The sequence below is a fragment of the Streptomyces sp. NPDC058157 genome (assembly GCF_042884105.1).
In the GTDB taxonomy this organism is placed as follows: domain Bacteria; phylum Actinomycetota; class Actinomycetes; order Streptomycetales; family Streptomycetaceae; genus Streptomyces.
In genome coordinates this window covers 1-26,757 of sequence record NZ_JBHVUQ010000014.1, presented here as the reverse complement: position 1 = coordinate 26,757, position 26,757 = coordinate 1, and the positions used below count along the sequence as shown (strand labels likewise).

Sequence of the window (26,757 nt, the reverse complement as noted above, 5' to 3'; positions counted from 1 at the left end):
CCCTGGTGGAGGATGTCGACAAGCTCCGTTCCTACTTGCGACGCGCCGTCGGCGACGCGCAGGAGCTGCGCGAGCGGGTGCGCGCGCTGGAGGAGTCCGCGCGCGAGCCCATCGCGGTCGTGGGCGCGGGCTGCCGCTTCCCCGGCGGGGCGGACTCCCCCGAAGCGCTCTGGGACCTCGTCCGCGACGGCGTGGACGCGATGGGCGCCTTCCCGCAGGACCGAGGCTGGGACCTGGAGGCGCTCCGCGCCGAGGAGCCCGGGGCGCCGGGGACGACGTACGCGCGCGCCGGCGGCTTCCTGCCCGGGCTCGCCGGGTTCGACGCCCCGTTCTTCGGCATCAGCCCGCGCGAGGCCCTGGCGATGGACCCCCAGCAGCGGCTGATGCTGGAGACCTCGTGGGAGGCGCTGGAACGGGCCGGCATCGACCCCGCCGCACTGCGCGGGTCGGCCACCGGGGTGTTCACCGGGATCTACTCCGTCGACTACGGCCCCCGCATGGGCGGCGCGGCGGCGGGCGAGGTGGAGGGCTACGCCCTCGCCGGGACGTACACCAGCGTGGCCTCGGGCCGGGTGGCGTACGTCCTGGGCCTGGAGGGCCCCGCCGTGTCGACCGACACGGCCTGCTCGTCCTCGCTCGTCGCCGTCCACCAGGCCGTGCGGTCCCTGCGTTCGGGGGAGTGCTCCCTGGCGCTGGCCGGCGGGGTGTCCGCGATGCCCACCCCGGGCGTGCTCGTGGAACTCGGCCGCCAGCGGGGCCTGTCGGCCGACGGCCGCTGCAAGGCCTTCGCGGACGCGGCCGACGGCACCGGCTTCTCCGAGGGCGCGGGCGTGCTCGTCCTCGAACGCCTCTCGGACGCGCGCCGTCACGGCCGCCGGATCCTCGCCGTGATCCGCGGCTCCGCCGTCAACCAGGACGGGGCCTCCAACGGGCTGACCGCGCCCAACGGGCTCGCGCAGGAGAAGGTCGTCCGCGCCGCCCTGGCCGACGCCGGCCTGACGGCCGCCGACGTGGACGCGGTGGAGGCGCACGGCACCGGCACCACCCTGGGCGACCCCCTGGAGGCGGAGGCCCTGATCGCCGCCTACGGGCGGGACCGGGAGCCGGGCAGCCCGTTGTGGCTGGGCTCGCTGAAGTCGAACATCGGGCACACCCAGGCCGCCGCGGGCGTGGGCGGCATGATCAAGATGGTCATGGCGATGCGGCACGGGGTGCTGCCCGCGACCCTGCACGTGGACCGCCCCTCGCGGCACGTGGACTGGTCGGCCGGCGCCGTCGAACTGCTCACCGGAGCCCGCGAGTGGACCACGGCACCCGGCCGCCCCCGCCGGGCCGGCGTGTCCGCATTCGGGATCAGCGGCACCAACGCCCACCTGATCCTGGAACAGGCCCCCGAGGAGCCGGCCGCGCCCGGCACCCCCGAACCCCCGACCGCCGCCCCCGCGTCCGTGCCCTGGGTGCTGTCCGCCCGCTCGCCCGAGGCCCTGCGGGACCAGGCGCTGCGGCTGCGCGAGCACCTCGCCGCCCGCCCGGAGCTGACCGCCGACGGCGTGGGACACGCCCTGGCCGCCACCCGCTCGCGGTTCGACCACCGCCAGGTGCTCGTCGGCGAAGGCCGCGAGGCCCTCCTGGCCGCCCTCACGGCCGCCGCGGCCGGCGAAGGCGACGGCGGCGCGGTGTCCGGCGTCGCCGGGCCCGTCGGCCGGACGGTGTTCGTCTTCCCCGGCCAGGGCTCCCAGTGGGCCGGCATGGGCCGCGAACTGTGGGACACCTCCCCGGTGTTCGCCCGCCGGATGCGCGAGTGCGCCGACGCGCTCGCCCCGTACGTGGACTGGTCCCTGCCCGAGGTCCTCGCCGACGAGGCGGCCCTGGCGCGGGTGGACGTCGTCCAGCCCGTGCTGTGGGCCGTGATGGTCTCGCTGGCCGAGCTGTGGCGCTCGTACGGGGTGCTGCCCGACGCCGTGGTGGGCCACTCGCAGGGGGAGATCGCCGCCGCCTGCGTGGCGGGCGCCCTCACGGTCGAGGACGCCGCCAAGGTGGTGGCGCTGCGCTCCCGCGCGATCCTGGCCCTGTCCGGGCGCGGCGGCATGGTCTCCGTGGAACTCCCGGCCGAGGCCGTGCGCGCCCGCCTCACCGGCGGGCTGTCGGTCGCGGCCGTCAACGGGCCCTCGTCCGCGGTGGTCTCCGGCGACGCGGCCGAACTGGACGCGCTGCTCGCCGCCTGCGAGCGCGACGGCGTCCGAGCCCGCCGCGTCCCGGTCGACTACGCCTCCCACTCCGCGCACGTCGAAGAGGTCCGCGGGGAGCTCGCGCGCCTCCTGGAGGGCCTGGAGCCGCGCCCCGCGCAGGTGCCCTTCTTCTCCACGGTCACCGCCGGATGGCTGGACACCACCGGCCTGGACGCCGGGTACTGGTACACCAACCTGCGCCGGACGGTCCGCTTCGAGGAGGCGGTCCGCGCCCTGGCCGCCGAGGGCTTCCGCCACTTCGTCGAGGCCTCCGCCCACCCGGTGCTGACGGTCGGTCTGGAGCAGACCCTGGAGGACGCGGGCGCCGACGCCCGCGCCGTCGGCACCCTGCGCCGCGGCGAGGGCGGCCTGGCCCGGTTCCACCGGTCGGCGGCCGAGGCCTTCGTGGCCGGCGCCCCGGTGACCTGGCGGAGCGCCTTCCCCGACCGGGAGGGCCCGTGGACCGAACTGCCCACGTACGCCTTCCAGCGGCAGCGCTACTGGCTGGACACCCCCGCCGAGGGCGCCGGCGCCACCAGCTCCGACCACCCGCTGCTCGACGCCGTCGTCGACCTGCCCGCCGACGCCGCCACCGGCACCGGGGGCCTGGCGGGCAGCGGACGGCTGTCCCTCGCCCGCCGGCCGTGGCTCGCCGACCACGTGGTCCACGGCGCCCTCCTGGTGCCGGCCGCGGTCCTGCTGGAACTGGCGCTCTGGGCCGCACACCGCGCGGGCGGCGGGTCCGTCGCCGAACTCGCCCTGGAAACCCCGCTGGTCCTGCCCCGCACGGGCGAGCGCGAGCTCCGCGTGACCGTCGACGGCCGGGGCACGATCGGCGTGTACTCCCGGGGCGAGGGCGACACCGGCTGGACGCGCAACGCCTCCGGCGCCGTCGGCCACGACCCCGCACCCGCCCGCCCCGACGGTGCGCCCGCCGCGTGGCCCCCCGCCGGGGCGGCCCCTGTCCCCGTCGAGGAGGAGTACGCCCGGCTCTCCGGTCTCGGAGTCCACCTCGGCCCCCTCTTCCGCGGCCTGCGCGCCGCCTGGCGCGACGCCGACGGCCTCTACGCGGAGGTCGAGCCGCCCGCCGCCGGCGGCCGGTACCTCCTCCACCCGGCGCTGCTGCACGCCGCGCTGCTCCCGGCCGCCTTCGCCGGGACCGCCGACGGCTCCCGGCCCGGGGCCCGGCTGCCGGTGCGCTGCACGGGCCTGCGCGCCGGCCGCGCCGAACCGGGCGTCCTGCGCGTGCGGCTGACCCCGGCCGGGGAGGACACCGTGTCCCTGACCCTCGCGGACGCCGCCGGAATCCCCCTCGGCGGCATCGACGCGCTGACCCTGGCGCCCGCGGACCCGGCGGAGCTGACCGCCCTCGGCTTCGACCGGAACGACTCCCTTTTCCGGGTCGACTGGACCCCCCTCGCACTCCCCTCCACCGCTCCGGACCGCTACGCGGTGCTGGGAGCCCCCGCCGGGATCCCCGCGCCCCCGGCGACCGGCGCGGAACCACACCCGGACCTGACCGCCCTCGCCACCTCGGGCACCCCGATACCCCCGATCGTCATCACCACCGCCGCCACCGCGACCGGCACCGGTACCGCGACCGGTACCGCGACCGGCACCGGTACCGCGGCCGGCACCGCCACTGCCACCGGCACCGGCACCGCCACGGCCGCCGGCACCGTGGCCGCCTCCGGGACCGGTTCCGCCACCCACGGGCAGCCGGACCCGGCCGGGGACGACACCCCCGCCCGCGTCGCGGAGACCCTCCACGACCTGTTGCGCCGCACCCGGGACTGGCTCGGCGACGACCGGTTCGCCGGCTCCCGCCTGGTCCTCGTCACCCGGAACGCGACCGGTGACGGCCCGGAGGCGCCCACCGACCCCGCCGCGGCCGCCGTCTGGGGCTTCGTGCGCACCGCGCAGACCGAGAACCCCGGCCGCTTCACCCTCGTGGACACCGACGGCACGCCCGCCTCCCTGGCCCGCGTCCCGGAGGCGGCCGCCTCCGGCGCGCCCCAGCTCAGGATCCGGGCCGGCGAGGCCGCCGTCCCCGTACTGGCCCGCACCCCCGCCCCCGGCGGCCCCGGCGGCGTCCCCGCCCTCGGCTCCGGCACCGTCCTGATCACGGGCGGCACCGGCGGCCTCGGCGCGAAGCTGGCCCGGCACCTCGTCGAGCGGCACGGCGTGCGCCGGCTGCTCCTGGCCGGCCGGCGGGGCCCGCAGAGCCCGGCGGCGGCCGCGCTGAGCGCGGAACTGACCGCGGCCGGAGCCCACGTCGAGGTCGCGGCCTGCGACGTCGCCGACCGCGGGGCCGTCGCCCGGCTCCTCGCCGCCGTGCCCGCCGAGCACCCGCTGACCGCGGTGGTCCACTGCGCGGGGGCGCTGGCCGACGGGGTCGTGGAGGCGCTGACCGGGGACCGCCTGGAGACCGTCCTCGCACCGAAGGTGCACGGCGCCTGGCACCTCCACGAGCTGACCCGGCACCTGGACCTCTCCGCGTTCGTGCTGTTCTCCTCGGTCGCGGGCGTCCTCGGAACGGCCGGACAGGCCAACTACGCGGCGGCCAACGGGTTCCTCGACGGCCTCGCCCGCGTCCGCCGGGCCGCAGGGCTGCCCGCCACCTCGCTGTGCTGGGGCCTGTGGGCCGACCGCAGCGAGATGCTCGCCGGCCTCGCCGACACGGACGTGGAACGGCTGCGCCGCCAGGGCGTCCTCCCGCTGGCCTCCCGCGACGGGCTCGCCCTCTTCGACCTCGCCCTCGCGCTGGACGAGGAGCCGGTCCTGGTCCCGGCCCGGCTGGACCCGGCGGCCTCCGGGGCGGCCTCACCGCTGCTCGCCGGCCTCACCGCGGCCCCCGCCGCCCCCGGCGCACCGGGCGGCCCGGCGGGCCCGCAGGCCACCGGCCCGGACCTGGCACAGCGGCTGGCCGCACTGGCGCCGCAGGAGGCGCAGGCCCTGCTCCTCGACGAGGTCCGCACCCGCACCGCCCTCGTCCTCGGCCACCGCGACACCGCGAGGATCGGACCGGACGCGGCGTTCAAGACGCTCGGGATCGACTCGCTGACGGCGCTGGAACTGCGCAACAAGCTGGCGGCGGCCACCGGCCTGAAGCTGCCCGCCACCCTCGTCTTCGACCACCCGAGCCCGGCCGCCCTCGCCCGCTTCCTGCACGCGGGCCTCACCACCGGCTCCGAAGGCACCGGGGTCCCGCCGTCCCCGGCCGACTCCCTGGCCAAGGAGATCGAACAGCTCGGCGCCCGGCTGGAGGAGGCCTTCCTCCGGCTCGACGCCGACGCCCGGAGCACCCTGTCCACCCTGCTCGGCGAAGTGCAGGGCCGCGTCCGCACGATGGCGGGCGGCGCGGCACCGGCCGGCCTCGTCGACCAGATCACATCCGCCTCAGCGGGGGAGCTCCTCCGGCTGCTGGACCAAGAGCTCGGCTAGGGGAGAGCGATGACGAACGACAACGGCGCCGAGGTCCTGGAGTACCTCAGGCGGACCTCGATCGAGCTGCTCGAGACCCGCAAACGCCTCCAGGAACTGACCGACGCCACCGCCGAGCCCATCGCGGTGGTCGGCGTCGCCTGCCGCTATCCGGGCGGCGCCGGCTCCCCGGAGGACCTGTGGGAGCTGGTGCGGACGGGCGCGGACGCCGTCTCGGAGTTCCCGCAGGACCGCCACTGGGACCTGGAGGGGCTCTACGACCCCGACCCCGACCGGCCCGGCACCTGCTACACCCGCTCGGGCGGGTTCCTCGACGGCGCCGGGGACTTCGACGCCGAGTTCTTCGAGATCAACCCGCGCGAGGCGCTGGCCGCCGACCCGCAGCAGCGGCTGCTCCTGGAGACCTCGTGGGAGGCGCTGGAACGGGCCGGCATCGACCCGCACTCCCTGCGCGGCAGCGCCACCGGCGTCTTCGCGGGCCTCGCCTACTTCGGCTACGGCAACCACCACTTCACCCCCGAGGTCATCTCCGGTTACGCCCAGACCGGCTCCCTGCTGAGCGTGGCCTCGGGCCGGGTCTCGTACGCGCTGGGTCTGGAGGGCCCGGCCGTCTCCACCGACACCGCCTGCTCCTCCTCGCTGGTGACGGTGCACCAGGCCGTGCAGTCGCTGCGCCAGGGCGAGTGCGGCCTCGCCCTGGCCGGCGGGGTCACCGTCATGGCGACGCCCCAGGTGTTCCGGGAGTTCGCCCGCCAGCGCGGCCTGTCGGCCGACGGCCGCTGCAAGGCGTTCGCCGACGCGGCCGACGGCACCGGCTTCGCCGAGGGCGTCGGCATGCTGGTCCTGGAGCGGCTCTCCGACGCCCGCCGCAACGGCCGCAGGATCTGGGCGGTCGTCCGCGGCTCCGCCGTCAACCAGGACGGCGCCTCCAACGGCCTGACCGCGCCCAGCGGTCCCGCCCAGCAGCGGGTGATCCGGGCCGCGCTGGCCAACGCCCGCGTCCAGGCCGGGGACGTCGACGTCGTGGAGGCCCACGGCACGGGAACCACCCTCGGCGACCCCATCGAGGCGCAGGCCCTGCTCGCCACCTACGGGCAGGACCGGGAGCCGGGCAGCCCGTTGTGGCTGGGCTCGCTGAAGTCGAACATCGGCCACACCCAGGCCGCCGCCGGCGTGGGCGGCATCATCAAGATGATCATGGCGATGCGGCACGGGGTCATGCCCAGGACCCTGCACGTGGACCGGCCCTCGACCCACGTGGACTGGTCGGCCGGCGCCGTCGAACTGCTCACCGAGGCCCGCGAGTGGACCACGGCACCCGGCCGCCCCCGCCGGGCCGGCGTCTCCAGCTTCGGCGCCAGCGGCACCAACGCCCACCTGATCCTGGAACAGGCCCCGGAGGAGGAGCCCGCCTCCGCCACTTCCAGGCCCGCATCCGGTTCCGCCCCCGCGCCCGAATCCGCCCCCGCCCCCGACGCCCTGGGTGCCGCCGGTCCGCTGCCCTGGCTGCTGTCGGCCCGCTCCGAGCAGGCCCTGCGGGACCAGGCCGAGCGGCTGCGCGCGTTCGTCGCCGCCGACCCGGACGCCGATCTCGCGGGCATCGGCGCCTCCCTCGTGTCGGGCCGGGCCCGCTTCGAGCACCGCGCCGTCGTCCTCGGCCGGGGCCGTGACGCCCTCCTCGACGGCCTCGCCGCCCTCGCCGGGGGCGCGGAGGGCCCCGCCGTGGTCCGCGGCACGGCCGCAGACTCCGGCGCCGCCGCCTTCCTGTTCCCCGGGCAGGGCGCGCGGTGGACCGGCGTGGCCCGCGAACTGTGCGCGGCCTTCCCCGTGTTCGCCCGGACCCTCGACGAGGTCTGCGCCCGCTTCGACACCCACCTCCCCTTCGCCCTGAAGCCCCTGCTCCTCGCCGACGAGCCCGAGGGCGCCGACCGCACCGACGTCATGCAGCCCGCCCTCTTCGCCCTCCAGGTCGCCCTCTACCGGACCCTGACCCGCTACGGCCCGCGCCCGGACCGGCTGATCGGCCACTCCGTCGGCGAGATCGCCGCCGCGCACGTTGCCGGGGCGCTCGACCTGGACACCGCGACCCGGCTCGTCGCCGCCCGCGGCCGCACCATGCAGGCCGTCACCGAACCCGGCGCCATGCTGGCCGTCCGCGCCCCGCTGGCCGAGGTGGAGCCGCTCCTCGACGGATCCGGCCGGGTCGGGACCGCCGCCCTCAACGGCCCCGAGTCGGTGGTGGTGTCCGGACTGCGCGAGGAGGTCCACGCCCTGCGCGACCGGCTCCTCGCCGAGGGCCGCTCGGCGAAGCTCCTCCCGGTCGACCACGCCTTCCACTCCCCGCTGATGGACCCGGTCCTGGAGGAGTTCGAGGCGGCCCTGCCCGCCTTCCCCGAAGCCGACGCCGACGGGGAACCGGCGATCCCGGTCGTCTCCACCCTCCTGGGCCGCGAGGCCACCCTCCGGGAACTGCGCTCCGCCGCCCACTGGGTGGACCACGTCCGCGCCCCCGTGCGCTTCCACGACGCCGTCGAACGGGCCCGCGCCGCCGGGACGGACGTCTTCCTCGAAGTCGGCCCCGGCCCGACCCTGGCCGGCCTCGTCAAGGACGCCTTCGCCGCCGAGGGCGTGGACGCGGCGGTCGTGGCCTCCTCCCGGCGCGGCCGCGACGCCGCGGAGGGCCTGGCCGGAGCCCTGGCCGCCCTGCACGTGCGGGGCGCCGCCGTGGACTGGGCCGCCCTCACCGGCCCCCGCCCGCCCGTCGACCTGCCCACGTACGCCTTCCAGCACCAGCGCTACTGGCTGGACTTCCTCGCCGGGTCCGGCCCGGCCGACGTGGCCTCCGCCGGGCTGTCGGCCCCCGGCCACCCGCTGCTGGGCGCGGTGGTCGACCACCCCGGCACCGGGGAGAGCGTGTTCACCGGCCTGTGGTCCCTGCGCACCCACGGCTGGCTCGCCGACCACGCGGTGTTCGGCTCGGCCGTCGTCCCGGCGACCGCCTACCTGGACCTGGCCCTGTCGGCGGGCGCGCACACCGGCTGCCCGGCGGTCGCCGAACTCTCCCTGGAGGTCCCGCTGGTCCTGCCCGACGAGGGCGAGGTGCAGGTGCGGATGGTCGTCGGCGCCGCGGACGGGACGGGACACCGCCCCCTGGACGTGTACGCGCGCCCCGCCGACGGCGCCACGGCCGACGGCGGCTGGACCCGCCACGCCCTGGGCACCCTGGCCCCGCACGGAGCGGCACCGGCGGCCGACCGCGCCCCGGCCGCCGCCCCGCTGTCCGTCTGGCCCCCGGCCGGTGCCGAACGGCTCCCCTTCGACGGCCTCTACGACTCCCTCGCCGGCCACGGCTTCGACTACGGCCCCGCCTTCCGCGGGCTGCGCGAGGTCTGGCGGCGCGGCGAGGACCTCTTCGCCCTCGCCACCCTCCCCGAGGAGGCCGCCTCGGGCGCCTTCGCCCTGCACCCGGCGCTCACCGACACCGTCCTGCACGCCGTGGTCGTCGGCGGGGTCATCACCGTCACCGACGAGCAGGGCTGGATGCCGTTCTCCTGGTCCGGCGCCGCCCTCACCGGGCCGTGCGGCCCGACCGTCCGCGTCCGCCTGACCCCCGCCGGCGAAGGGACCGTGTCCCTCACGGTCGCCGACGAACAGGGCCGCGAGAGCGCCCGCGTGGACGCGCTGACCTTCCGCCCGGCCACCGCCGAGCAGGTGCGCGCCGCCCGCGGCGGCCCCGAGCACCCGCTGTACGCCCTGGAGTGGCGCCCGGTCCCGGCCGCCCCGCAGGACACCGCCCCCGGCCCCTGGGCCGTGCTCGGCCCCCCGGACGGCCGGGCCGCCCGGCTCGCCGCGGAAGCCGGCGCCGTCCTCCACGCCTCCCTCGCCGCCCTCCCCGCCGACGGAGGCGCCCCCGGCCACCTGGTGTTCTGCCCGGACGACCACACCACCGCCGACGAGGACGTCCTCGGCTCCGTCACCGCCGCCGGGGAACGCGTCCTCGGCCTGCTCCAGGCCTTCCTCGCCGACGAGCGGCTCGCCGCGACCACCCTGGTGGTCCTCACCCGCCGGGCCCTCGCCACCGCCCCCGGCGAGGACGTCGAAAGCCTCCCCGGCGCCTCCGTGTGGGGCCTGGTCCGCTCCGCCCAGACCGAACACCCCGGCAGGTTCCGCCTGCTCGACACCGACGACGCCGACACCTCCCGGGCCGGCCTCCCGGGCGCCCTGCGCCTGCCCGACGAGCAGCTGGCGGTCCGCGAGGGCGCGTACCTCGTCCCCCGCCTGGCGCCGGCCGCGCCCGCCGACGGGCGCCTCGAACCCCCGTCGGACGGCGCCCACCGCCTCGGCATCCCGCGGCGCGGCACGCTGGAGAACCTCACCTGGGTGCCCTGCCCCGAGGTGGAGGCGCCCCTGGAGAGCGGACAGGTCCGCATCGCCGTCCAGGCGGCCGGCCTCAACTTCCGCGACGTCACGATCGCCCTGGGCCTCATCGACCGGACGGCCTTCGACGCCGGACTCGGCAGCGAGGGCTCCGGCGTGGTCCTGGAGACGGCGCCCGACGTGACCGCCTTCCGGCCCGGCGACCGGGTGACCGGCATCTTCCCCGGCGCCTTCGGCAAGGTCGCCGTGGCCGACCACCGCCTGCTGGCGGCGGTCCCCGACGGATGGAACCACGCCGAGGCGGCGTCCGTGCCCAGCACCTTCCTCACCGCCTACTACGCCCTCTTCCACGTGATGCGGCTGAAGAAGGGCCAGCGCATCCTGGTCCACGCCGCGGCCGGCGGCGTCGGCACGGCCGCCGTCCAGCTGGCCCGGCACGTCGGCGCGGAGGTCTACGCGACCGCGAGCCCGGCCAAGTGGCCCGCCCTGCGTGCCCAGGGCCTGGACGACGCCCACCTGGCGTCCTCGCGCGACCTGCACTTCGTGCAGAAGTTCCTCGACTCCACCGGCGGCCGCGGGGTCGACGTGGTCCTGAACTCCCTCGCGCACACCTTCGTCGACGCCTCGCTGCAACTCCTCCCCGACGGCGGCGACTTCATCGAGATGGGCAAGACGGACATCCGCGAGCCCGGGCAGGTCGCCGCCGACCACCCCGGGGTCCGCTACCAGGCCTTCGACCTCTACGGCTCGGCCGGCCCGGACGCGCTCCAGGAGATGTTCCGCGAGGTCATGGCCCTGTTCGCCGACGGCCGGATCCGGCTCGGCCCGGTCTCCGTGCGCCACGTCCGCGACGCGCGCGCCGCCTTCCGCGAGATGAGCCAGGGCCGCCACACCGGCAAGCTCGTCCTCGAACTGGGCGACGGCTTCGGCGGCGGCACCGTCCTGGTCACCGGCGGCACCGGCGGCGTGGGCTCGCTCGTGGCCCGCCACCTGGCCGCGCACCACGGCGTCCGCAGCCTGCTGCTGGCGAGCCGCCGGGGCCCGGCGGCCGACGGGGTGCCCGAACTGGTCGCCGAGCTGGAGGCGGCGGGCGCCGCCGTGCGGGTCGTGGCCTGCGACGTCGCCGACCGGGACGCCGTGGCCGCGCTGCTCGCCGACGTGCCCGCCGGGTACCCGCTGACCGCGGTGGTCCACGCGGCCGGCGCGCTGGCGGACGGCACCCTCGCGTCCCTGACCGCCGAAGGGCTGCGCCACGTGCTGGGCGCCAAGGCCGGCGGCGCGCTCCACCTGGACGAACTGACCCGGGACCACACCCTGTCGGCGTTCCTCCCGTTCTCCGCCCTCGCCGGCACGCTCGGCACCGCCGGCCAGGCCAACTACGCCGCCGCGAACGCCTTCCTGGACGCCCTGGCCACCCGCCGCAGGGCCGCCGGACGGCCCGCCACCTCCCTGGCCTGGGGCTGGTGGGAACAGAGCAGCGCCATGACCGAGGGCCTGGAGGGGGCCGACCTCTCCCGGCTCCGCCGGATGGGCGTCGCCCCCATGCCCACCGCGGAGGCCCTCGCCCTGTTCGACGCGGCCTGCGCGCACGGCGCCCCCGTCCTCGTCCCGGCCCGGATGGACCTCGCCGGGCTGCGCGGCCGGCCCGCCGGGGAACTGCCGCCGCTGCTGCGCGGCCTCGCCGACGCCGGACGCCCGCGCCGGACGGGGAACGCCGCCGCACCGCACTCCGGCCCCTCCGGACTGCCCGCGGGACTGGCGTCCCTGCCGGCCGGCGAGGCGCGGACGGCCGTCCTGGACTGGCTGTGCGACCAGGCGGCCGTCGTCCTCGGCCACCCGGCCGGTACCGCGGTCGACGCCGGCCAGCCGTTCACCCAGCTCGGGTTCGACTCGCTGACCGCCGTCGAACTGTGCAACCGCCTGGCCGCCGCGACCGGACTGCGCCTGCCCTCCACCCTCGTCTTCAGCTACCCCACCCCGGACGAACTCGCCGGACACCTCCTCGACCTGCTCCGCCCCGCGGCGCCCGAGGACGCCGGCGCGGGCACGGCCGCGGAACCGGCGCGGGACGCGGAGATCCGGGAGGCGCTGCGCACCGTATCCGTCGAGGCCCTGCGCCGGGCGGGCCTCCTGGAGGCCGTCCTCGCCTGCGCGGACGCGCCCGGGCCGCAAGCCGGCCCCGGCGCGGCGCCGGAGGCCGCCGACGCGGAGGAGCTCGCGGGCATGGACCTGGACGCGCTGCTCGACCTGGCCCTGGATGAGAAGAGGTAGAGACATGACCAACGCCGCGGACCAGACGGCGGAGGGCTCGGACCGGGTCCAGCGGGCGCTGCGCACCCTGCTGGAGGAGCGCGACCGGCTCCGCCAGGAGAACGAGGCCCTCAGGGCCGGCCGGGACGAGCCGATCGCGGTGGTCGCCATGGCCTGCCGCTACCCGGGGGGCGTCTCCTCGCCCGAGGAGCTGTGGGAGGTGGTCCGCGAGGGCCGCGACGTCGTGGACGCCTTCCCGGCCGACCGCGGCTGGCGCGACGTGTACGACCCGGACCCCGACACCCCCGGCAGCGCCCACGTCCGCCACGGCGGGTTCCTGGCCGACCCGGCCGGGTTCGACGCCGAGTTCTTCGGCATCAGCCCCCGCGAGGCCCTCGCCACCGACCCGCAGCAGCGGCTGCTCCTGGAGACCTCCTGGGAGGCCTTCGAACGGGCCGGCATCGTCCCCGCCGACGTCCGCGGCACCGAGGTCGGGGTGTTCACCGGGGTGAGCTCCACCGAGTACGGATGGCGCTTCCTGGAGGCGGGCCAGAGCGAGCTGGAGGGCTACCTGCTCTACGGCAGCTCGCTGAGCGTCGCCTCCGGCCGGGTGGCGTACGAACTGGGCCTGACCGGCCCGGCCGTGTCCCTGGACACCGCCTGCTCCTCCTCGCTGGTGGCCCTGCACATGGCGGCGCGGTCGCTGCGCGCGGGGGAGTGCTCGATGGCGCTGGCGGGCGGCGCGCTGGTGATGTCCTCGCCCGCGGCCTTCGTGGAGTTCGCCCGCCAGGGCGCCCTCTCGCCCGACGGCCGCTGCAAGGCCTTCGCCGACGGCGCGGACGGCACCGGCTGGGCCGAGGGCGTCGGCGTCCTGCTGCTGGAGCGGCTCTCCGACGCCCGCCGCCACGGCCACCCGGTGCTCGCCCTCCTGCGCGGCTCCGCGGTCAACCAGGACGGCGCCAGCAACGGCCTCACCGCGCCCAACGGCCGCGCCCAGGAGAAGGTGATCCGCCGGGCCCTGGCCGACGCGGGCGTCACCGCCGCCGAGGTGGACCTGGTCGAGGCGCACGGCACCGGGACCGTCCTGGGCGACCCCATCGAGGCGGAGGCCCTGCTCGCCACGTACGGCCGCGACCGCGACCGGGACCGCCCGCTGTGGCTGGGCTCCCTGAAGTCGAACATGGGCCACGCCCAGGCCGCCGCCGGGGTCGCCGGGGTCATCAAGGCCGTGATGGCGCTGCGCCACCGCCACCTGCCCCGGACCCTCCACGTGGGCGAGCCCTCCCGGCACGTCGACTGGTCCTCCGGCGGCGTCGAACTGCTGGTGGAGGGCCGGGAGTGGACCCGGCCCGACGGCCCGCGCCGGGCCGGGGTGTCCTCGTTCGGGGTCAGCGGCACGAACGCCCACGTGATCCTGGAGGAGGCCCCGCAGGAGCCGGCGCCGGAGCCCGCTGCCGCGGGCCCGGAGGTCGCGGGCGGAGTGCTCCCCTGGATCCTCTCCGGCAAGAGCGCGGCCGCCCTGCAGGGGCAGGCGGCCGCCCTGCGCGCCCTCCTCGCCGCCGATCCGCACGCCGACCTCCCCGCCGTCGGCGCCTCCCTGGTCGCGCACCGGTCGCGGTTCGAGCACCGGGCGGTGGTGCTGGGGCGCGGCCGCGACGGGCTGCTGGACGCGCTGGCCGCCCTCGGCGAGGGCGCCGAGTCCCCGGCGGTGGTGCGCGGGACGGCCGCCAGGCCCGGCGGGACCGTCTTCGTCTTCCCCGGGCAGGGCTCGCAGTGGGTGGGCATGGGCCGGCAGCTGTACACCGCGTTCCCGGTCTTCGCCCGGCACCTGGACGCGTGCGCGGACGCCCTGTCGGAGTGGGTCGACTGGTCGCTGCTCGACGTGGTGCGGGGGGTGGAGGGGGCGCCGTCCCTGGACCGGGTGGACGTGGTCCAGCCCGCCCTGTTCGCGATGATGGTCTCCCTGGCCGGCCTGTGGCGCTCCTGGGGCGTGGAGCCGGGCGCGGTGGTCGGGCACAGCCAGGGCGAGATCGCCGCCGCCTGCGTCGGCGGCGCGCTGTCGCTGCGGGACGCCGCCCGGATCGTGGCGCTGCGCAGCCGGGCCCTGGTGGAGCTGATCGGGCACGGCGGGATGGCCTCGGTGGCCGAGTCCGCGGAAGTGGTGGCGGAGCGCCTCGCCCCGTGGGACGGCCGGCTGGCCGTCGCCGTCGTCAACGGGCCCCGCTCGGTGGTGGTGTCCGGGGAGCCGGACGCGCTCGACGAGTTCGTCGAGAAGATGAAGGCGGACGGGGCCCAGGCCCGGCGGATCGCGGTGGACTACGCCTCCCACTCCCACCAGGTGGCGCGGGTCCGCGACCAGGTGACCGGCCCGCTCGTCGGGGTGGAGCCGCGCCCCTCGGAGGTCCCCTTCTGCTCCACCCTGTACGGCGGGTTCATCGACACCACGCGGCTGGACGCCGGCTACTGGTACGACAACCTGCGCGAAAAGGTGCTTTTCGAGCCCTCCGTGCGGCGGCTGGCCGAGGACGGCTTCCGGGTGTTCATCGAGATGAGCCCGCACCCCGTGCTGACCGTCCCGGTCCAGGAGATCGTCGAGGACCTGGACGACGCCCTCGTGCTGTCCTCGTCCCGGCGGGACCGCGACGAGGTGGAGTCCGTGCTCGGCTCGCTGGCCGGGCTCCACGTCCGCGGCGGCTCCGTGGACTGGACCGCCCTGTTCGGCGAGCGCCCCCGCGCCGACCTCCCGACGTACGCCTTCCAGCGCCGGCGGTACTGGCTGGCCGCGGCGCAGCCGGCCGCGGCGGTGGCGGACGCGCAGGCCCCGGCGGCGGCGGAGGGGCCGGCGGACGAGGAGCACCTGGTCCCCCTGCCCGAGCGGGTCGCCGCCCTCTCCGGGGAGGACGCGCGGGCGCTCGTGCTCGCACACGTCCTGGAGAAGGTCGCCGTCGTCCTCGGCCACGCCTCGGGCGCCTCGGTCGACCCCGACCAGGAGTTCAAGGAGATCGGCTTCGACTCGCTGCTGTCGGCGGAGCTGAGCAAGCGCCTGACCGCCTCGACCGGGCTGAAGCTGCGGGCGAACCTGGTGCTGCGCCAGCCCTCGCCCCGGCGCATCGCCGGGCACATCGCGGACTCGCTCGCCGGCGCCGCGGGGCGGTGACCGGGCGGCGCCCGGGCCGCCCGGGGGAGTGTCCCGCCGGCGGGACACTCCAGGCCCGGCCGTGTCCGTCCCGCCCGGCGGCCAGGTGTCTTGAACGGCCGAACCGCTTCCCCGAAGGTGGGGGTGATCCGCGAGTTCCGCCGATTCCCGGGCCTGTCTGCTGAGGGGTTGATCTGTGTGCCTTCGTTCGGTGTGTCGTCCGCGCACGAAGGGATGTGGCGGGCGCAGAAGATGGCGCCCGACACGCCCAACCATGCGCTGACCATGTGGGACGTGGCCGGTGCGCTGGACGGGGAGGCCATCGCGTCCGCGTTCCGGCACGTCATGGGCGAGGCGGAGGTCCTGCGCGTCAACTTCGTCGACGAGGGCGCCGGACTGCGGCTGGTCCCCCGGGAGCTGGGGGACTGGCAGCCGTTCCTCCTCGACCTGTCCGCCGAGGCCGACCCCGAGCGGGCGGCCCGCGAGGCCCTGGCCGAGATGGTGCGCCAACCCTTCGACCTGGAGCGGGACCTGCTGTTCCGGCTCGGCGTGGTCCGGCTCGCGGCGGACCGCTCCCTGCTGGTGATCGCCTACCACCACCTCATATCCGACGGCTTCGGCGCCGGCGGCCTGCTCTCGCGCCGGCTCGCCGAGGTGTACACGGCGCTGGTGCGCGGCGAGGCGGTGCCGGAGCCCGCGCACCCGTGGGACGCGGAGTCCTTCGCCGCCGAGGCGGTCGAGTACCTCGCCTCCCCGCGGTTCACCGAGGACGGCGCCTTCTGGCGCGACTACCTCAAGGACGCCCCCGCGCCCGCCCAGGTCCCGCGCGTCGCCCTCTCCGACGCCCAGCGGGCCGCCCTCTCCGAGCCGCTGAGCAGCGCCGACCGCTGGTCGGAAGTGGCCGAGACCATCGGCATGGTGAGCCGGACGCTCACCGTCCCGCGCGCCGAGGCCGACGCCTGGACCCGGGCCGCCCAGGACCTGGGCGTGTGGACCTCGCAGCTGCTGACCGCCGCCACCGCCGTCTTCCTGCGCCACCGTTGCGACCGGCCCGAGTTCCTCTTCTCCCTGGCCGTCAGCAACCGGGTCGGCGTGGCCAGCCGGACCCCCGGCCTCGCGGTCAACGTGGTGCCCGTCCGCGCCAAGGTGCCGCTCGGCGCCACCTTCGCCGAGGTCGCCGAGGCCCTCGCCGACGAGACCTACGAGATCTTCGACCACACCGCCTGCCACTACTCGGACATCCAGCGCGCCGCCGGGACCGTGCTGAGCGGTCGCGGCAGCTTCGGCGCCGTGGTCAACGTCGTCGAGTTCGCGGAGCAGCTCCACTTCGGCGACAGCCCGGCCCGCTACTCCGGAGCGACGACGGGCACCTTCGAGGAGCTGTCGATCGGCGTCTACACCGACGGCGGCCCCGACAGCGACCTGTACGTCCGCCTCGACGCCCCCGCCGGCCTCTACCACCGCGCGGAACTGCGGTTCATCGGCGAGGAGCTGATCGGCTGCGTCCGCGCCGCGGTGGCCGGCGCCGACCGGCCCGTCGGCGCGCTGGAGCTGCGGGCCGAAGCGGGACCGGAGCAGCTGCCGGCGGCCCCGGACGCGGACGCGCCCGAGGCGGAACTGACCATTCCGGAGCTGTTCGCCCAGCAGGTCCGCCGGGACCCCGACGCCCTCGCGCTCGTCTCCGGCGACCTCGCCCTCTCCTACCGGGAACTCGACGCCCGCGCGACCCGCCTGGCGGCGGCGCTGCGCCGGCTGGACGTCGGCCCCGAGACGGTCGTGGCGGTCGCGCTGCCCCGCTCGGCGGACCTGGCCGTGGCCCTGCTGGGCGTGGTGCGGGCCGGGGCGGCCTACCTGCCGCTCGACCCCGCCGCCCCCGCCGAGCGGATCGCCGAACCGGCCGCCGCCTCGGCCCGCTTCCTGCTCACCGGCGCGCCCGCCGCGCTCCCGGACGTCCCCGGCCTGCCGGTGCTCGTCCTCGGGGACCTCCTCGACCAGGCCGGGGACCCCGCCCCGCAGGCCGCGCCCGCCGCGCACCCGGACGGCCTGCTGGCCGTACTGCCCGGCTCCGAGCCCGCCGACGGGGCCGCCGTCGCCCTGACGCACCGCAACCTGGCGCGCTTCGTCCAGGACCGCCGCCGGCGGCGCACCGGCCACGGCACCGTGCTCTGGCACGCCCCGCACACCGGCGGCGCGCTCGCCCTCGACCTCTGGGTGCCCCTGCTCAACGGCGGCCGGGTGGTCGTGGCCGGGCCGGGCGAGCTCGACGCCGACGCCCTCGCCGCGGCGTGCGCGGCGGACGGCGTCACCACGGTGTGGCTGCCCGCCGGCCTGTTCACGGCCGTCGCGGCGGACCGTCCCGAACGCCTCGCCGCCCTCCGCGAGGTGTGGACCGGCGGCGACCGGGTGCCCGCGGCCGCGCTGCGCCGGGTCCGCGAGGCCTGCCCGGACCTGACGATCGTCCACGGCCACGGCCCCGTGGAGACCACCGTCTCCGCCGCCCGCCACGTCCTGGCCGCCGGCGAACCGGTGCGCCACGCGGGCGCGGCCGGCCGCCCGGCCGACGGCGCCGCCCTCCACGTGCTCGGTCCGGGCCTCGCGCCCGTCCCCGTCGGCGTCGTCGGCGAGCTGTACGTGGCAGGCCCCGGCGTGGCCCGGGGCTACCCCGGCCGGCCCGGGCTGACCGCCGGACGCTTCGTGCCCTGCCCCTACGGCCCGCCCGGCACGCTCATGTACCGGACCGGGGACCGGGTGCGGTGGGGCGGCGACGGCCTCCTGGAGTACGTGGGCGCGGAGGCCACCCGGGCCGAGGTGCGCGGGGTGCGGGTCGAGCTCGCCGAGATCGAGGAGGTGCTCGCCGAGCACACCGGGCTCGCCGGCTCGGCGGTGGCCGTCCGCCAGGACGGCACCGGCCGGCAGCGGCTCGTGGCCTACGTGGTCCCGGCGCCCGGCCGGACCGTGTCGGCCGAGGAGCTGCGCCGGTTCGCCGCCGGATGGCTGCCGGAATCCCTCGTCCCGGCGGAGTTCACCGTGCTCGGACGCCTGCCGCTGACGGCCGACGGGAGGCTGGACCGGGCGGCGCTGCCGGAGCCGGAGACCGCCGGCGGGACCTACCGGGCCCCGCGCAACGACACCGAGCGGGTGCTCGCCAAGGCCTTCGCCGAGGTGCTGGAACTCGACCGGGTGGGCATCGACGAGGACTTCTTCGACCTCGGCGGCAACTCCCTGCGGGCCATCCGGCTGGTCGGCCTGATCCGGGCGGAGCTGAACCAGGAGGTGTCCATCCGCAGGCTGTTCGCGGCGCGCACGGTCACCGGCCTGTCGGACATGTGGAAGGACCTGGCCCGCTCCAGCCGCCCAAGCCTGAGCCGCCGCACGAGGGACGGCGCAGTCCTCTGACACAGCCCCCGGGCCCCACACCCGGCCGCGCCCGGGCCGTACGCCCGGGCCGCGTCCCGGCGGCGGCTCGGCCACGTGCCCGCCCACGACCTGGTCCACGTGCCCGGGGGCGGACCCGGCCACGGGCGCGTCCGCGCCAGGGCCGTACGCTCCGGCCGCGCCCTGACGGTGGCCGGGCCGCCGCCCGCCCGCGGCCCGGCCCACATGCCCGCCCTCGACTTGGGCCACGTGCCTGGCCATCCGTCCGGCCGTGGACTGGCAGCTGCCCGGTCGTGGCCCGGCCGCGTGCCCGGACGGGTCCGGGTCGTACGTCCGGGCCGTACCCCCCGGCCGCGCCCGGCGACGGGCACGCGCAGCGGGCCGTGGGATCCCGGGAGGATCCCACGGCCCGTCCGGCGGCTCGCGGCCGTGCGGTGTCAGAAGGCGGAGGCCCGGGCGAGCAGTCCCTCGGTGACGGCCGAGGCGACCGGGCCCAGCTGCGCGTCGAGGTAGAAGTGGCCGCCGGGGAAGACCTCCAGGGCGCACCCGCCCCGGGTGTGCTCCCGCCACGCCCAGGCCTCCCCGACCGTCACCATCGGGTCCCGGTCCCCGACCAGGGCCGTCACCGGCGCGCGGAGCGGCTCCCCGCCGCGCCAGGCGTAGCCGGCGACGACGCGGTAGTCCGCGCGGAGCGCCGGCAGCACCATCTCCAGGACCTCCGGATTGTCCAGCAGGGCCTGGTCGGTACCGCTCAGCGTGCGCACCTCGGCCAGCACGTCGGCGTCGTCGTAGTGCAGGTAGTGCGCCCCGGACCGGGTGCCCGGCGCGCCCCGCCCGGAGAGGAACACCCGCAGGGGGCCCGGCAGTCCGGCCCCTTCGAGGCGCCGGGCCGTCTCGAAGGCGACGAGCGCGCCCATGCTGTGGCCGAACAGCGCGTAGGGCCGTCCGGGATCCGCGGCCAGCGTGCGGGCCAGTTCCCCGGTCACCGCCTCGACCAGCGGCTCCAGTTCCGTGAACGGCTCCTCGGCGAACCGGTCCTGACGGCCCGGGTACTGCACGGCCAGCACGTCGAGCTCCCCGGCCAGGGCGTGCGCCAGCGGCTTGTACGCCGTCGCGGAGCCCCCGGCGTGCGGGAAGCACACGAGCCGCGGACCGCGCCCCGCCGCCGTGGAGTAGCGCCGGAACCAGGTGCTGTTCACTGTCGTGTGTCCCTTCGTCTGGCGGGCGCCCCGGCGGCCCGGGGCGCCCGGGGGTCCCGCCGCCGTCAGACCGCTTCGGGTGCCGGCGTGCGCCGCCGCGCCCTGCGGCCGGGGCCCGCGGCGGCGCGGGCGAGGGCCGGTTCGGCCTCCAGCACGGCGGCCAGCCGGCGCACGCCCTCGCGGATCCGCTCCGGCGTGGGGTAGCAGTAGGACAGCCGCATCCGGCGGCTGCCGAGCCCGTTCGTGTAGAAGCCGGTGCCGGAGGCGTACGCCACCCGCGCGGCCACCGCCCGCGGCAGCATCGCCCGCGTGTCCACGCCCTCGGGCACCTTCACCCACACGTAGAAACCGCCCTCCGGCTCGGTCCACGAGCATCCCGGCGGCAGGAACTCCTCCAGGGCGCGGAGCATCGCGTCGCGGCGCTCGCGGTAGTTCTCCCGGAAGGTCGCGATCTGCCCCTGCCAGTCCTGCGTGGCCAGGTAGCGCGAGACGATCATCTGGTTGAGGGTGGGCGGGCACAGCATGGCCGACTCCGCGGCCAGCACCAGCTTCTCCCGCACCGGGTGCGGCGCCAGCACCCAGCCGACCCGCAGGCCGGAGGCGAAGGTCTTCGAGAACGAGCCCAGGTAGACCACGTTCTCCGGGTCCATGGAGTGCAGCGCCGGGCGGGTGCGCCCGTCGAAGCCGAGCAGCCCGTACGGGTTGTCCTCGACCACCAGCACGCCGTGCGCGCGGCAGATCTCCAGGACCTCCGCCCGCCGCCCCACCGCCAGCGTCACCCCGGACGGGTTGTGGAAGTTCGGGACCGTGTACAGCAGTTTCACCCGCCGGCCGGCGTTCCTGGCCTGCCGCAGCGCCGCCCGCAGGGCGTCCGGGACCAGGCCGTGCTCGTCCATGGCCACGTGCGCCACCTCCGCCTGGTAGGCGGCGAAGGAGCCCAGCGCGCCGACGTACGAGGGGCCTTCGGCCACCACCACGTCACCCGGGTCGCAGAACAGCCGGGCGACCAGGTCCAGGCCCATCTGGGAGCCGACCGTCACCACGACGTCCTCCGGGTGGCCGGAGATCCCCTCCAGCGCCATGACCTCGCAGATCTGCTCCCGCAGCAGGGGCAGGCCGTGGGCCGAGGCGTACTGGAGCGCCGTCAGGCCGTGTTCGGCGACGATCCGCGAGGTTTCGGCCGCGAGCGTCTCCAGCGGCAGCGCGGCCAGGTCGGGCATCCCGCCGGCCAGCGAGACCACCTCGGGCCGGCTGGCGACCGCGAACAGGGCCCGGATCTCCGAGGCCGTCATGCCCGCGGTACGGGCGGCGTACCGGCCGAGATACGGGTCGGGGGCGCCGCGGCCGTCCTGCGGACAGTGACCCATCGCGTCTCCCCACCCCTCGTCCGGCCTTGGCGGCCAGCATCGGAGCCCCCGCTCGTGACCTCCTCAATTCCCTCTCGCGGGATGGCCGGAAGCAGCCCCTGCCGGCCACCCCGCGGGCTGCTCCCCACGAGCGCGATCTATACAAGCGTATTGAACATCTGTCATAGACATGCGTATAGTCGATCTCGGCAAGCCCGCCCCACCCGACCGAGGGAGCCCCGACGTGAACGCCACCACCACCGCCCAGCCCACCCGCGCCACCCTGACCGTCGACGGCCGCACCCTCTCCTACCTGGACTTCGGCGGCGCGGGCCGCCCCCTCGTCGCCCTCCACGGCCACCTCTCCGAGGGCGCCTCCTTCACCGCCCTGGCCGCCGCCCTCGGCCCCGAGTGGCGGGTGATCGCCCCCGACCAGCGCGGCCACGGCGACTCCGACCGCGCCCCGGAGTACACCCGCGCCGGCTACGTCGCCGACCTCCTCGCCCTCCTCGACCACCTCGGCATCGACCGCGCGGTCTTCCTCGGCCACTCCCTCGGCGCGGTCAACGCCTGCCACCTGGCCGCCGAACGCCCCGGGCTGGTCGAGGCGCTGATCGACGTCGACACCGCCGCCGACCTGCCCGACCACGGCGCCTCCCCGCTCGCCTTCGTGCTGGACTTCCCCTACGCGGCGCCCACCCGCGAGGAACTCGCCGCCTCCTGCGGGCCCCTCGCCGCCGCCCTCGGGCCGGTGCTGCGCCCGCTCGCCGACGGCTCCGGCTGGCGGCTGCCCTTCCACCCCCGGGACACCGTCGACTCCGAGACCCTGGTCCGCGGCGACCACTGGCGCCAGTGGCTCGCCACCGACTGCCCCGCCCTGCTGATCCACGGCCTGCGCAGCCAGGTCCTCCCCGGGGAGCAGGCCCGGGCCATGGTCGCCCGCCGCCCCCGCACGGCCTACCGGGCCCTGGACGCCGACCACTTCGTCCAGCAGGCCGATCCCGAGGGCTTCGCCGCCGCCGTCCGGGAGTTCCTCGCGACCCTCTGACCCGGAGTCCCTGACCCCGCCTCACCACCGCCCGCCCCCCGGTCCGTTCGAGCCGGGGGGCGGGCGGCGTGCGTACGACACACACCCCTTGCGAACGGCGTTCCATCATGCGTACAGTGTTCGCATCAAGCAACGCCGTACGCCACCCGGGCGCCGGCACCGCCCGCGAAGCCGAGAGGGAACCACCCATGGAAACCCGCAACCCACGCCGCTGGTGGATCCTGATCGTGCTGTGCCTGAGCACGCTGGTCCTCGTCGTCGACTCCATGGCGCTGACCGTCGCGGTCCCGTCCATGACCGCCGACCTCGGCGCGAGCGCCCAGGACACCCAGTGGATCCTCGACTCCTACGTCCTCGTGTTCGCGGGCCTCCTGCTCACCTCCGGCAGCCTCGGCGACCGGTTCGGCCGCCGCCGGGTCATGCTGATCGGCCTCCTCCTCTTCGGCGCCGCCTCGCTGGCCGCGACCTTCGCGGCCGACCCCGCCGAAGTCATCGCCGTACGCGTCGCCATGGGCGTCGGCGGGGCGCTGATCATGCCGTCCACCCTGTCCATCCTGATCACCGTCTTCGACGAGGAGGAGCGGCCGAAGGCCATGGCCGCCTGGGGATCCGTCTCGATGCTCGGCCTGGTCGGCAGCCCCGTCCTCGGCGGCGTCCTGATCGACCGGTTCTCCTGGCAGTCGATCTTCCTGATCAACGTTCCGGTCGTCGCCCTCGCCGTCGCCGCCGCCCTCACCCTGATGCCGGAGTCCAAGGGCCCCTGGCAGAAGGCCGACCCGCTGGGCGCGGTCCTGTCCGCCACCGGGATGACCGCCCTGGTCTGGTGGATCATCGAGATCCCGCAGCACGGAGCCTTCGGCGGCCGCTCCGCCCTCACCCTGGCCGTGGCCGTCGTCGCCCTCGCCGGCTTCGTGGTGTGGGAGAACACCACCGCCTCCCCGATGGTCCCCCTCGTCCTCTTCAAGAACCGCAACTTCAGCGGCGGTTCGCTCTCCCTGACCCTGGTCCAGATCGGCAACGGCGGCCTGCTGCTGGTCCTCACCCAGTACCTGCAGTTCGTCCTCGGCTACTCGCCCCTCGAAGCGGGCCTCGCCTTCGTGCCGCTCGCCGTCGCCGCCCTCGTCGGCAACGGCGCCGGCGCCGGGCTGGCCGCCCGGATCGGCAACCGCCCCCTGGTCCTGGCCGGGATGCTCGTGATGGCCTCCTCGTTCGCCCTCCTGACCACCGTCTCCGCCGACACCGGCTTCGCCGTCCCGGCGGTCGCCCTCGGCCTCCTCGGCCTCGGCGCCGGTCTGGCCATGCCGGCCGCGGTCGGCGCCCTGATGGCCACCATCCCCGAGGAGCGGGCGGGCGTCGGCTCGGCCCTCAACGACACCATCCAGCAGGCCGGCACCGCCCTCGGCATCGCGATCCTCGGCTCCCTGCTGACCAGCGGCTACACGGCGAAGATGCCGGCCGGCGCCCCCGCCGGGGCCCGCCACTCGCTCGCCGGCGCCCTGGCCGCCGCCCCCGGCGACGCCGCCCTGCTGCGCACCGCCCGCGAGGCCTTCACCTCCGCGATGGCCACCACCTTCACCCTCAGCGCCGCCGGCCTCCTCGCCGCCGCCCTGCTGGCCACGGTGGTCATGCGCGACAAGAAGAAGCCCGCCCCGGCGGCGGAACCCGAACTCGCCGCCTGACCCGCCCTCCTGACGGCCCGGAGGCCGACCCCCGCCCGGGGGCCGCCCTCCGGGCCGTTCGCGCGCCCGCCCGGCGAGACGCGGGTCACACCACCGGAGCTGTCACAGAACCCCGCCGCCCGGCGTCTGGTGGGCGTATCCGCGAACGGACCACCGCGAAGGAGCGGCACACCATGGACGCGCGACTCGACTACTTCACCAGCGCCACCGCCGGCAAGGCCCTCAAGTACGTCACCTCGGCGGGCAAGGCCGTCAAGGAATCGCCCCTGCCGGTCACCACGCAGGAACTGGTGGCGCTGCGCGTGAGCCAGATCAACGGCTGCGCGGTCTGCATCGACATCCACACCAAGGAGGCCGCCGCGGCGGGCGAGAGCGACGTACGGCTCCACCTGGTCGCCGCCTGGCGCGAGGCCACGGTCTTCACCGAAGCCGAACGCGCCGCCCTGCGGCTGGCCGAGGAGGGCACCCGGATCGCGGACGCGGCCGGCGGCGTCGGCGACGAGGCGTGGGCGCAGGCCGCCGCGCACTACGACGAGGAGCAGCTCACCGCCCTCGCCCTGCTGATCTCCTTCATGAACATGGTCAACCGGCTGAACGTCATCGCCCGCCGCCCGGCCGCCGGCGACCACGTGGCGGGCCGGTTCGGCTGACCGGTCAGCCCTGCACCCTCGCCATGGCCTGCGGCGGAAGGTGACGGGCCAGCACCTCCAGGGCGTCGGCGACCTCCTGGAGGTGCTCGGGGGCGGCCTCGCCCAGGGCCGCGGCGAGGGTGTCCGCGACGGTGCCGGCCCGCACCTCGGCCACCCGGCCGGACACCTCGGCGGCCTGGGTGACCAGCATGCGGCGGCGGTCGGCGGGGTCGGGTGCGGTGACCACGGCGCCGGCCTCCTTGAGGCGGGCGACCGCGGTGGAGACCTGGCTCTGCGGCAGCCCGGTGCGGGCGGCGATCTCGCCCACCGCGCTGCCGGGCCGGGCGGCCACGTCGCTGGCCACGATCAGGACGGACCGGACGCTCCCTCCGTGCCGGCCGCCGCCCGCGGGTTCGGGCATGGCCGCTTCGTCCCAGGCGGCCCGAACGGGTGCGGCGGCGACGACAAGGAGCGGACCGTGCGGAAGTGGCGAGCGAACCCCTGGGCGGTCCTGGTGACCCTCTCCCTCGGGTTCTTCATGACCCTGCTCGACCTGACGATCGTCAACATCGCGATCCCCGACATGATGAGCGGCCTGGGGGCCTCGCTCGACCGGACCCTGTGGGTGGTCAGCGGCTACGCCCTGGCCCTCTCGGTCCTGATCATCACCGCGAGCCGGCTCGGCGACCGGTACGGGCCGCGCGCCCTCTTCGCGGCGGGTCTCGCGGTGTTCACCCTGGCCGGCGTCGGCTGCGGGCTGGCCTCCGGAGCCACCGCCCTGATCGCCGCCCGCGTCGTCCAGGGCCTGGGCGCGGCCCTGCTCACCCCGCAGACGACGACCCTGATCGCCTCCGTCTTCCCCGCCGCGCGGCGCGGCACCGCGATGGGTGTCTGGGGCGTGGTCGCCGGTCTCGCCACCCTCTCGGGGCCCACCCTGGGCGGCATCCTGGTCTCCGCCGCCGGCTGGCGCTGGATCTTCCTGGTCAACGTCCCCGTCGGCCTCGCCGCGCTCGCCCTGACCTTCCTGGTCGTCCCCGACATCCGGCCCGCCCGCACCCGCCGCTTCGACCTGACCGGCGTCCTGCTCTCCGGCGCCGCCCTGTTCTGCCTGGCCTTCGGCCTCCAGGAAGGCCGGCGCTACGACTGGGGCACCGGGATCCAGGCCCTGCTGGCCGCCGGCGCCGCGCTGGCCGTCGCCTTCCTGCTGCACCAGCGCCGCCGGCAGGGCCGCGAACCCCTCGTCCCCTTCGCCCTCTTCCGGGACCGCGGGTTCACCGCGATGACGGCCCTGGTCGGTCTGGTCTCCGTGGCGATGCTCGGGCTGGTCCTGCCCTTCAACCTCTACCTCCAGTCCGTCCTCGGCCTCAGCGCGGTCAAAGCCGGCCTGGTCCTCGCCCCGTCCTCCCTGGTGTCGATGGCCGTCGGACCCTTCGCGGGCCGGCTCGCCGACCGGATCGGCGGCAAGTACGTCCTGCTGGCCGGACTCGCCTGCTACACCGCGGGCATCGTGGCCATCGTGCTGATCGCCGCCCCCGCCACCGCCTGGTACGCCTTCGTCCCGGCCACCCTGGCCACCGGGCTCGGCGTGGGGTGCATCGTCGCCCCGATGTCCGCCGAGGCCATGCGCCACGTCCCGCCCCACCTGGCCGGTGCCGCCTCCGGGGTCAACAACACGGTCCGGCAGATCGGTTCGGTGGTGGGCGCGGCGGCCGTCGGCGCGCTGCTCCAGGGCCGCCTCGCCGCCGAGCCGGCGACCGGCAAGGCGTACGCCGTCGCCTTCACCGCCACCCTGCACACCACGGCGGTCCTGCCGGTGGCCGTCCTCGTCGCCGGAGCAGCCGTCTGCCTCCTGCTCCGCACCCCCACCGCGAAGCCCCAGCCGACCGCCGCCCCGACCCCCACAGCCCCGGCCCCCGCAGCCCCGGCCCCGGCAGCCCCGGACCCGGCGGCCGCAGCCCCGGCCCCGGCAGCCCCCGCCCTCGCCGCCCCGGCCCCGGCGGCCCCCGCCCCGGCCTCCGTAGTCCCGGCCCCGGCAGTCCCCGTGCC

Annotated in this window: 10 protein-coding genes and 1 pseudogene; 8 read left to right on the top strand and 3 right to left on the bottom strand. The window is 76.7% G+C overall.

Annotation, left to right across the window (positions count from 1 at the left end):
- Positions 1–17 precede the first annotated feature (17 nt).
- From ACFVXK_RS05900 to ACFVXK_RS05885, 4 genes and pseudogenes are all read left to right on the top strand, one after another.
- Positions 18–5,672 (top strand): annotated as a pseudogene (locus tag ACFVXK_RS05900) (SDR family NAD(P)-dependent oxidoreductase); the annotation flags it as partial.
- Positions 5,673–5,681: 9 nt separating this feature from the next.
- A complete protein-coding gene (locus ACFVXK_RS05895; RefSeq protein ID WP_389610290.1) occupies positions 5,682–12,320 on the top strand; it encodes a type I polyketide synthase in 6,639 nt (2,212 codons plus the stop codon).
- 4 nt (positions 12,321–12,324) lie between these two features.
- A complete protein-coding gene (locus ACFVXK_RS05890; protein ID WP_389610289.1) occupies positions 12,325–15,456 on the top strand; it encodes a type I polyketide synthase in 3,132 nt (1,043 codons plus the stop codon).
- A gap of 177 nt (positions 15,457–15,633) precedes the next feature.
- A complete protein-coding gene (locus tag ACFVXK_RS05885; protein WP_389610288.1) occupies positions 15,634–18,831 on the top strand; it encodes an AMP-binding protein in 3,198 nt (1,065 codons plus the stop codon).
- 416 nt (positions 18,832–19,247) lie between these two features.
- On the opposite strand, the gene ACFVXK_RS05880 is transcribed toward ACFVXK_RS05885, so the two are convergent.
- Both ACFVXK_RS05880 and ACFVXK_RS05875 read right to left on the bottom strand, forming a co-directional pair.
- Positions 19,248–20,009, bottom strand: a complete 762-nt coding sequence (locus ACFVXK_RS05880; RefSeq protein WP_389610287.1) for a thioesterase II family protein — start codon at positions 20,007–20,009, stop codon at positions 19,248–19,250.
- A gap of 65 nt (positions 20,010–20,074) precedes the next feature.
- Positions 20,075–21,376 carry a PLP-dependent aminotransferase family protein gene (locus tag ACFVXK_RS05875; RefSeq protein ID WP_389610286.1) on the bottom strand — a complete coding sequence of 434 codons (1,302 nt, stop codon included), beginning with the start codon at positions 21,374–21,376 and terminating at the stop codon, positions 20,075–20,077.
- 223 nt (positions 21,377–21,599) lie between these two features.
- On the opposite strand from ACFVXK_RS05875, the gene ACFVXK_RS05870 reads away from it, so the two are divergent.
- The 3 genes from ACFVXK_RS05870 to ACFVXK_RS05860 all read left to right on the top strand — a co-directional run bounded on the left by ACFVXK_RS05870 (position 21,600) and on the right by ACFVXK_RS05860 (position 24,732).
- The gene (locus ACFVXK_RS05870) at positions 21,600–22,403 is read left to right on the top strand and encodes an alpha/beta fold hydrolase (protein WP_389610285.1); all 804 of its coding nucleotides are present in this window, start codon (positions 21,600–21,602) and stop codon (positions 22,401–22,403) included.
- A gap of 188 nt (positions 22,404–22,591) precedes the next feature.
- Positions 22,592–24,082: an MFS transporter gene (locus tag ACFVXK_RS05865; RefSeq protein WP_389610284.1), complete on the top strand. Its 1,491-nt coding sequence runs from the start codon at positions 22,592–22,594 to the stop codon at positions 24,080–24,082.
- Between the two features lie 173 nt (positions 24,083–24,255).
- Entirely contained in the window at positions 24,256–24,732 is a 477-nt protein-coding gene (locus ACFVXK_RS05860; RefSeq protein ID WP_389610283.1) for a carboxymuconolactone decarboxylase family protein, read from the top strand.
- Positions 24,733–24,736: 4 nt separating this feature from the next.
- Here ACFVXK_RS05860 and ACFVXK_RS05855 read toward each other — a convergent pair whose 3' ends face one another.
- On the bottom strand, positions 24,737–25,132 hold the full coding sequence (locus ACFVXK_RS05855; RefSeq protein WP_389610282.1) for a MarR family winged helix-turn-helix transcriptional regulator: 396 nt from the start codon (positions 25,130–25,132) through the stop codon (positions 24,737–24,739).
- A 57-nt stretch (positions 25,133–25,189) separates the two neighbouring features.
- Between ACFVXK_RS05855 and ACFVXK_RS05850 the strand changes: the two genes are divergently transcribed.
- The coding region (locus ACFVXK_RS05850) for a DHA2 family efflux MFS transporter permease subunit (protein ID WP_389610281.1) at positions 25,190–26,757 on the top strand (1,568 nt) is incomplete at its 3' end.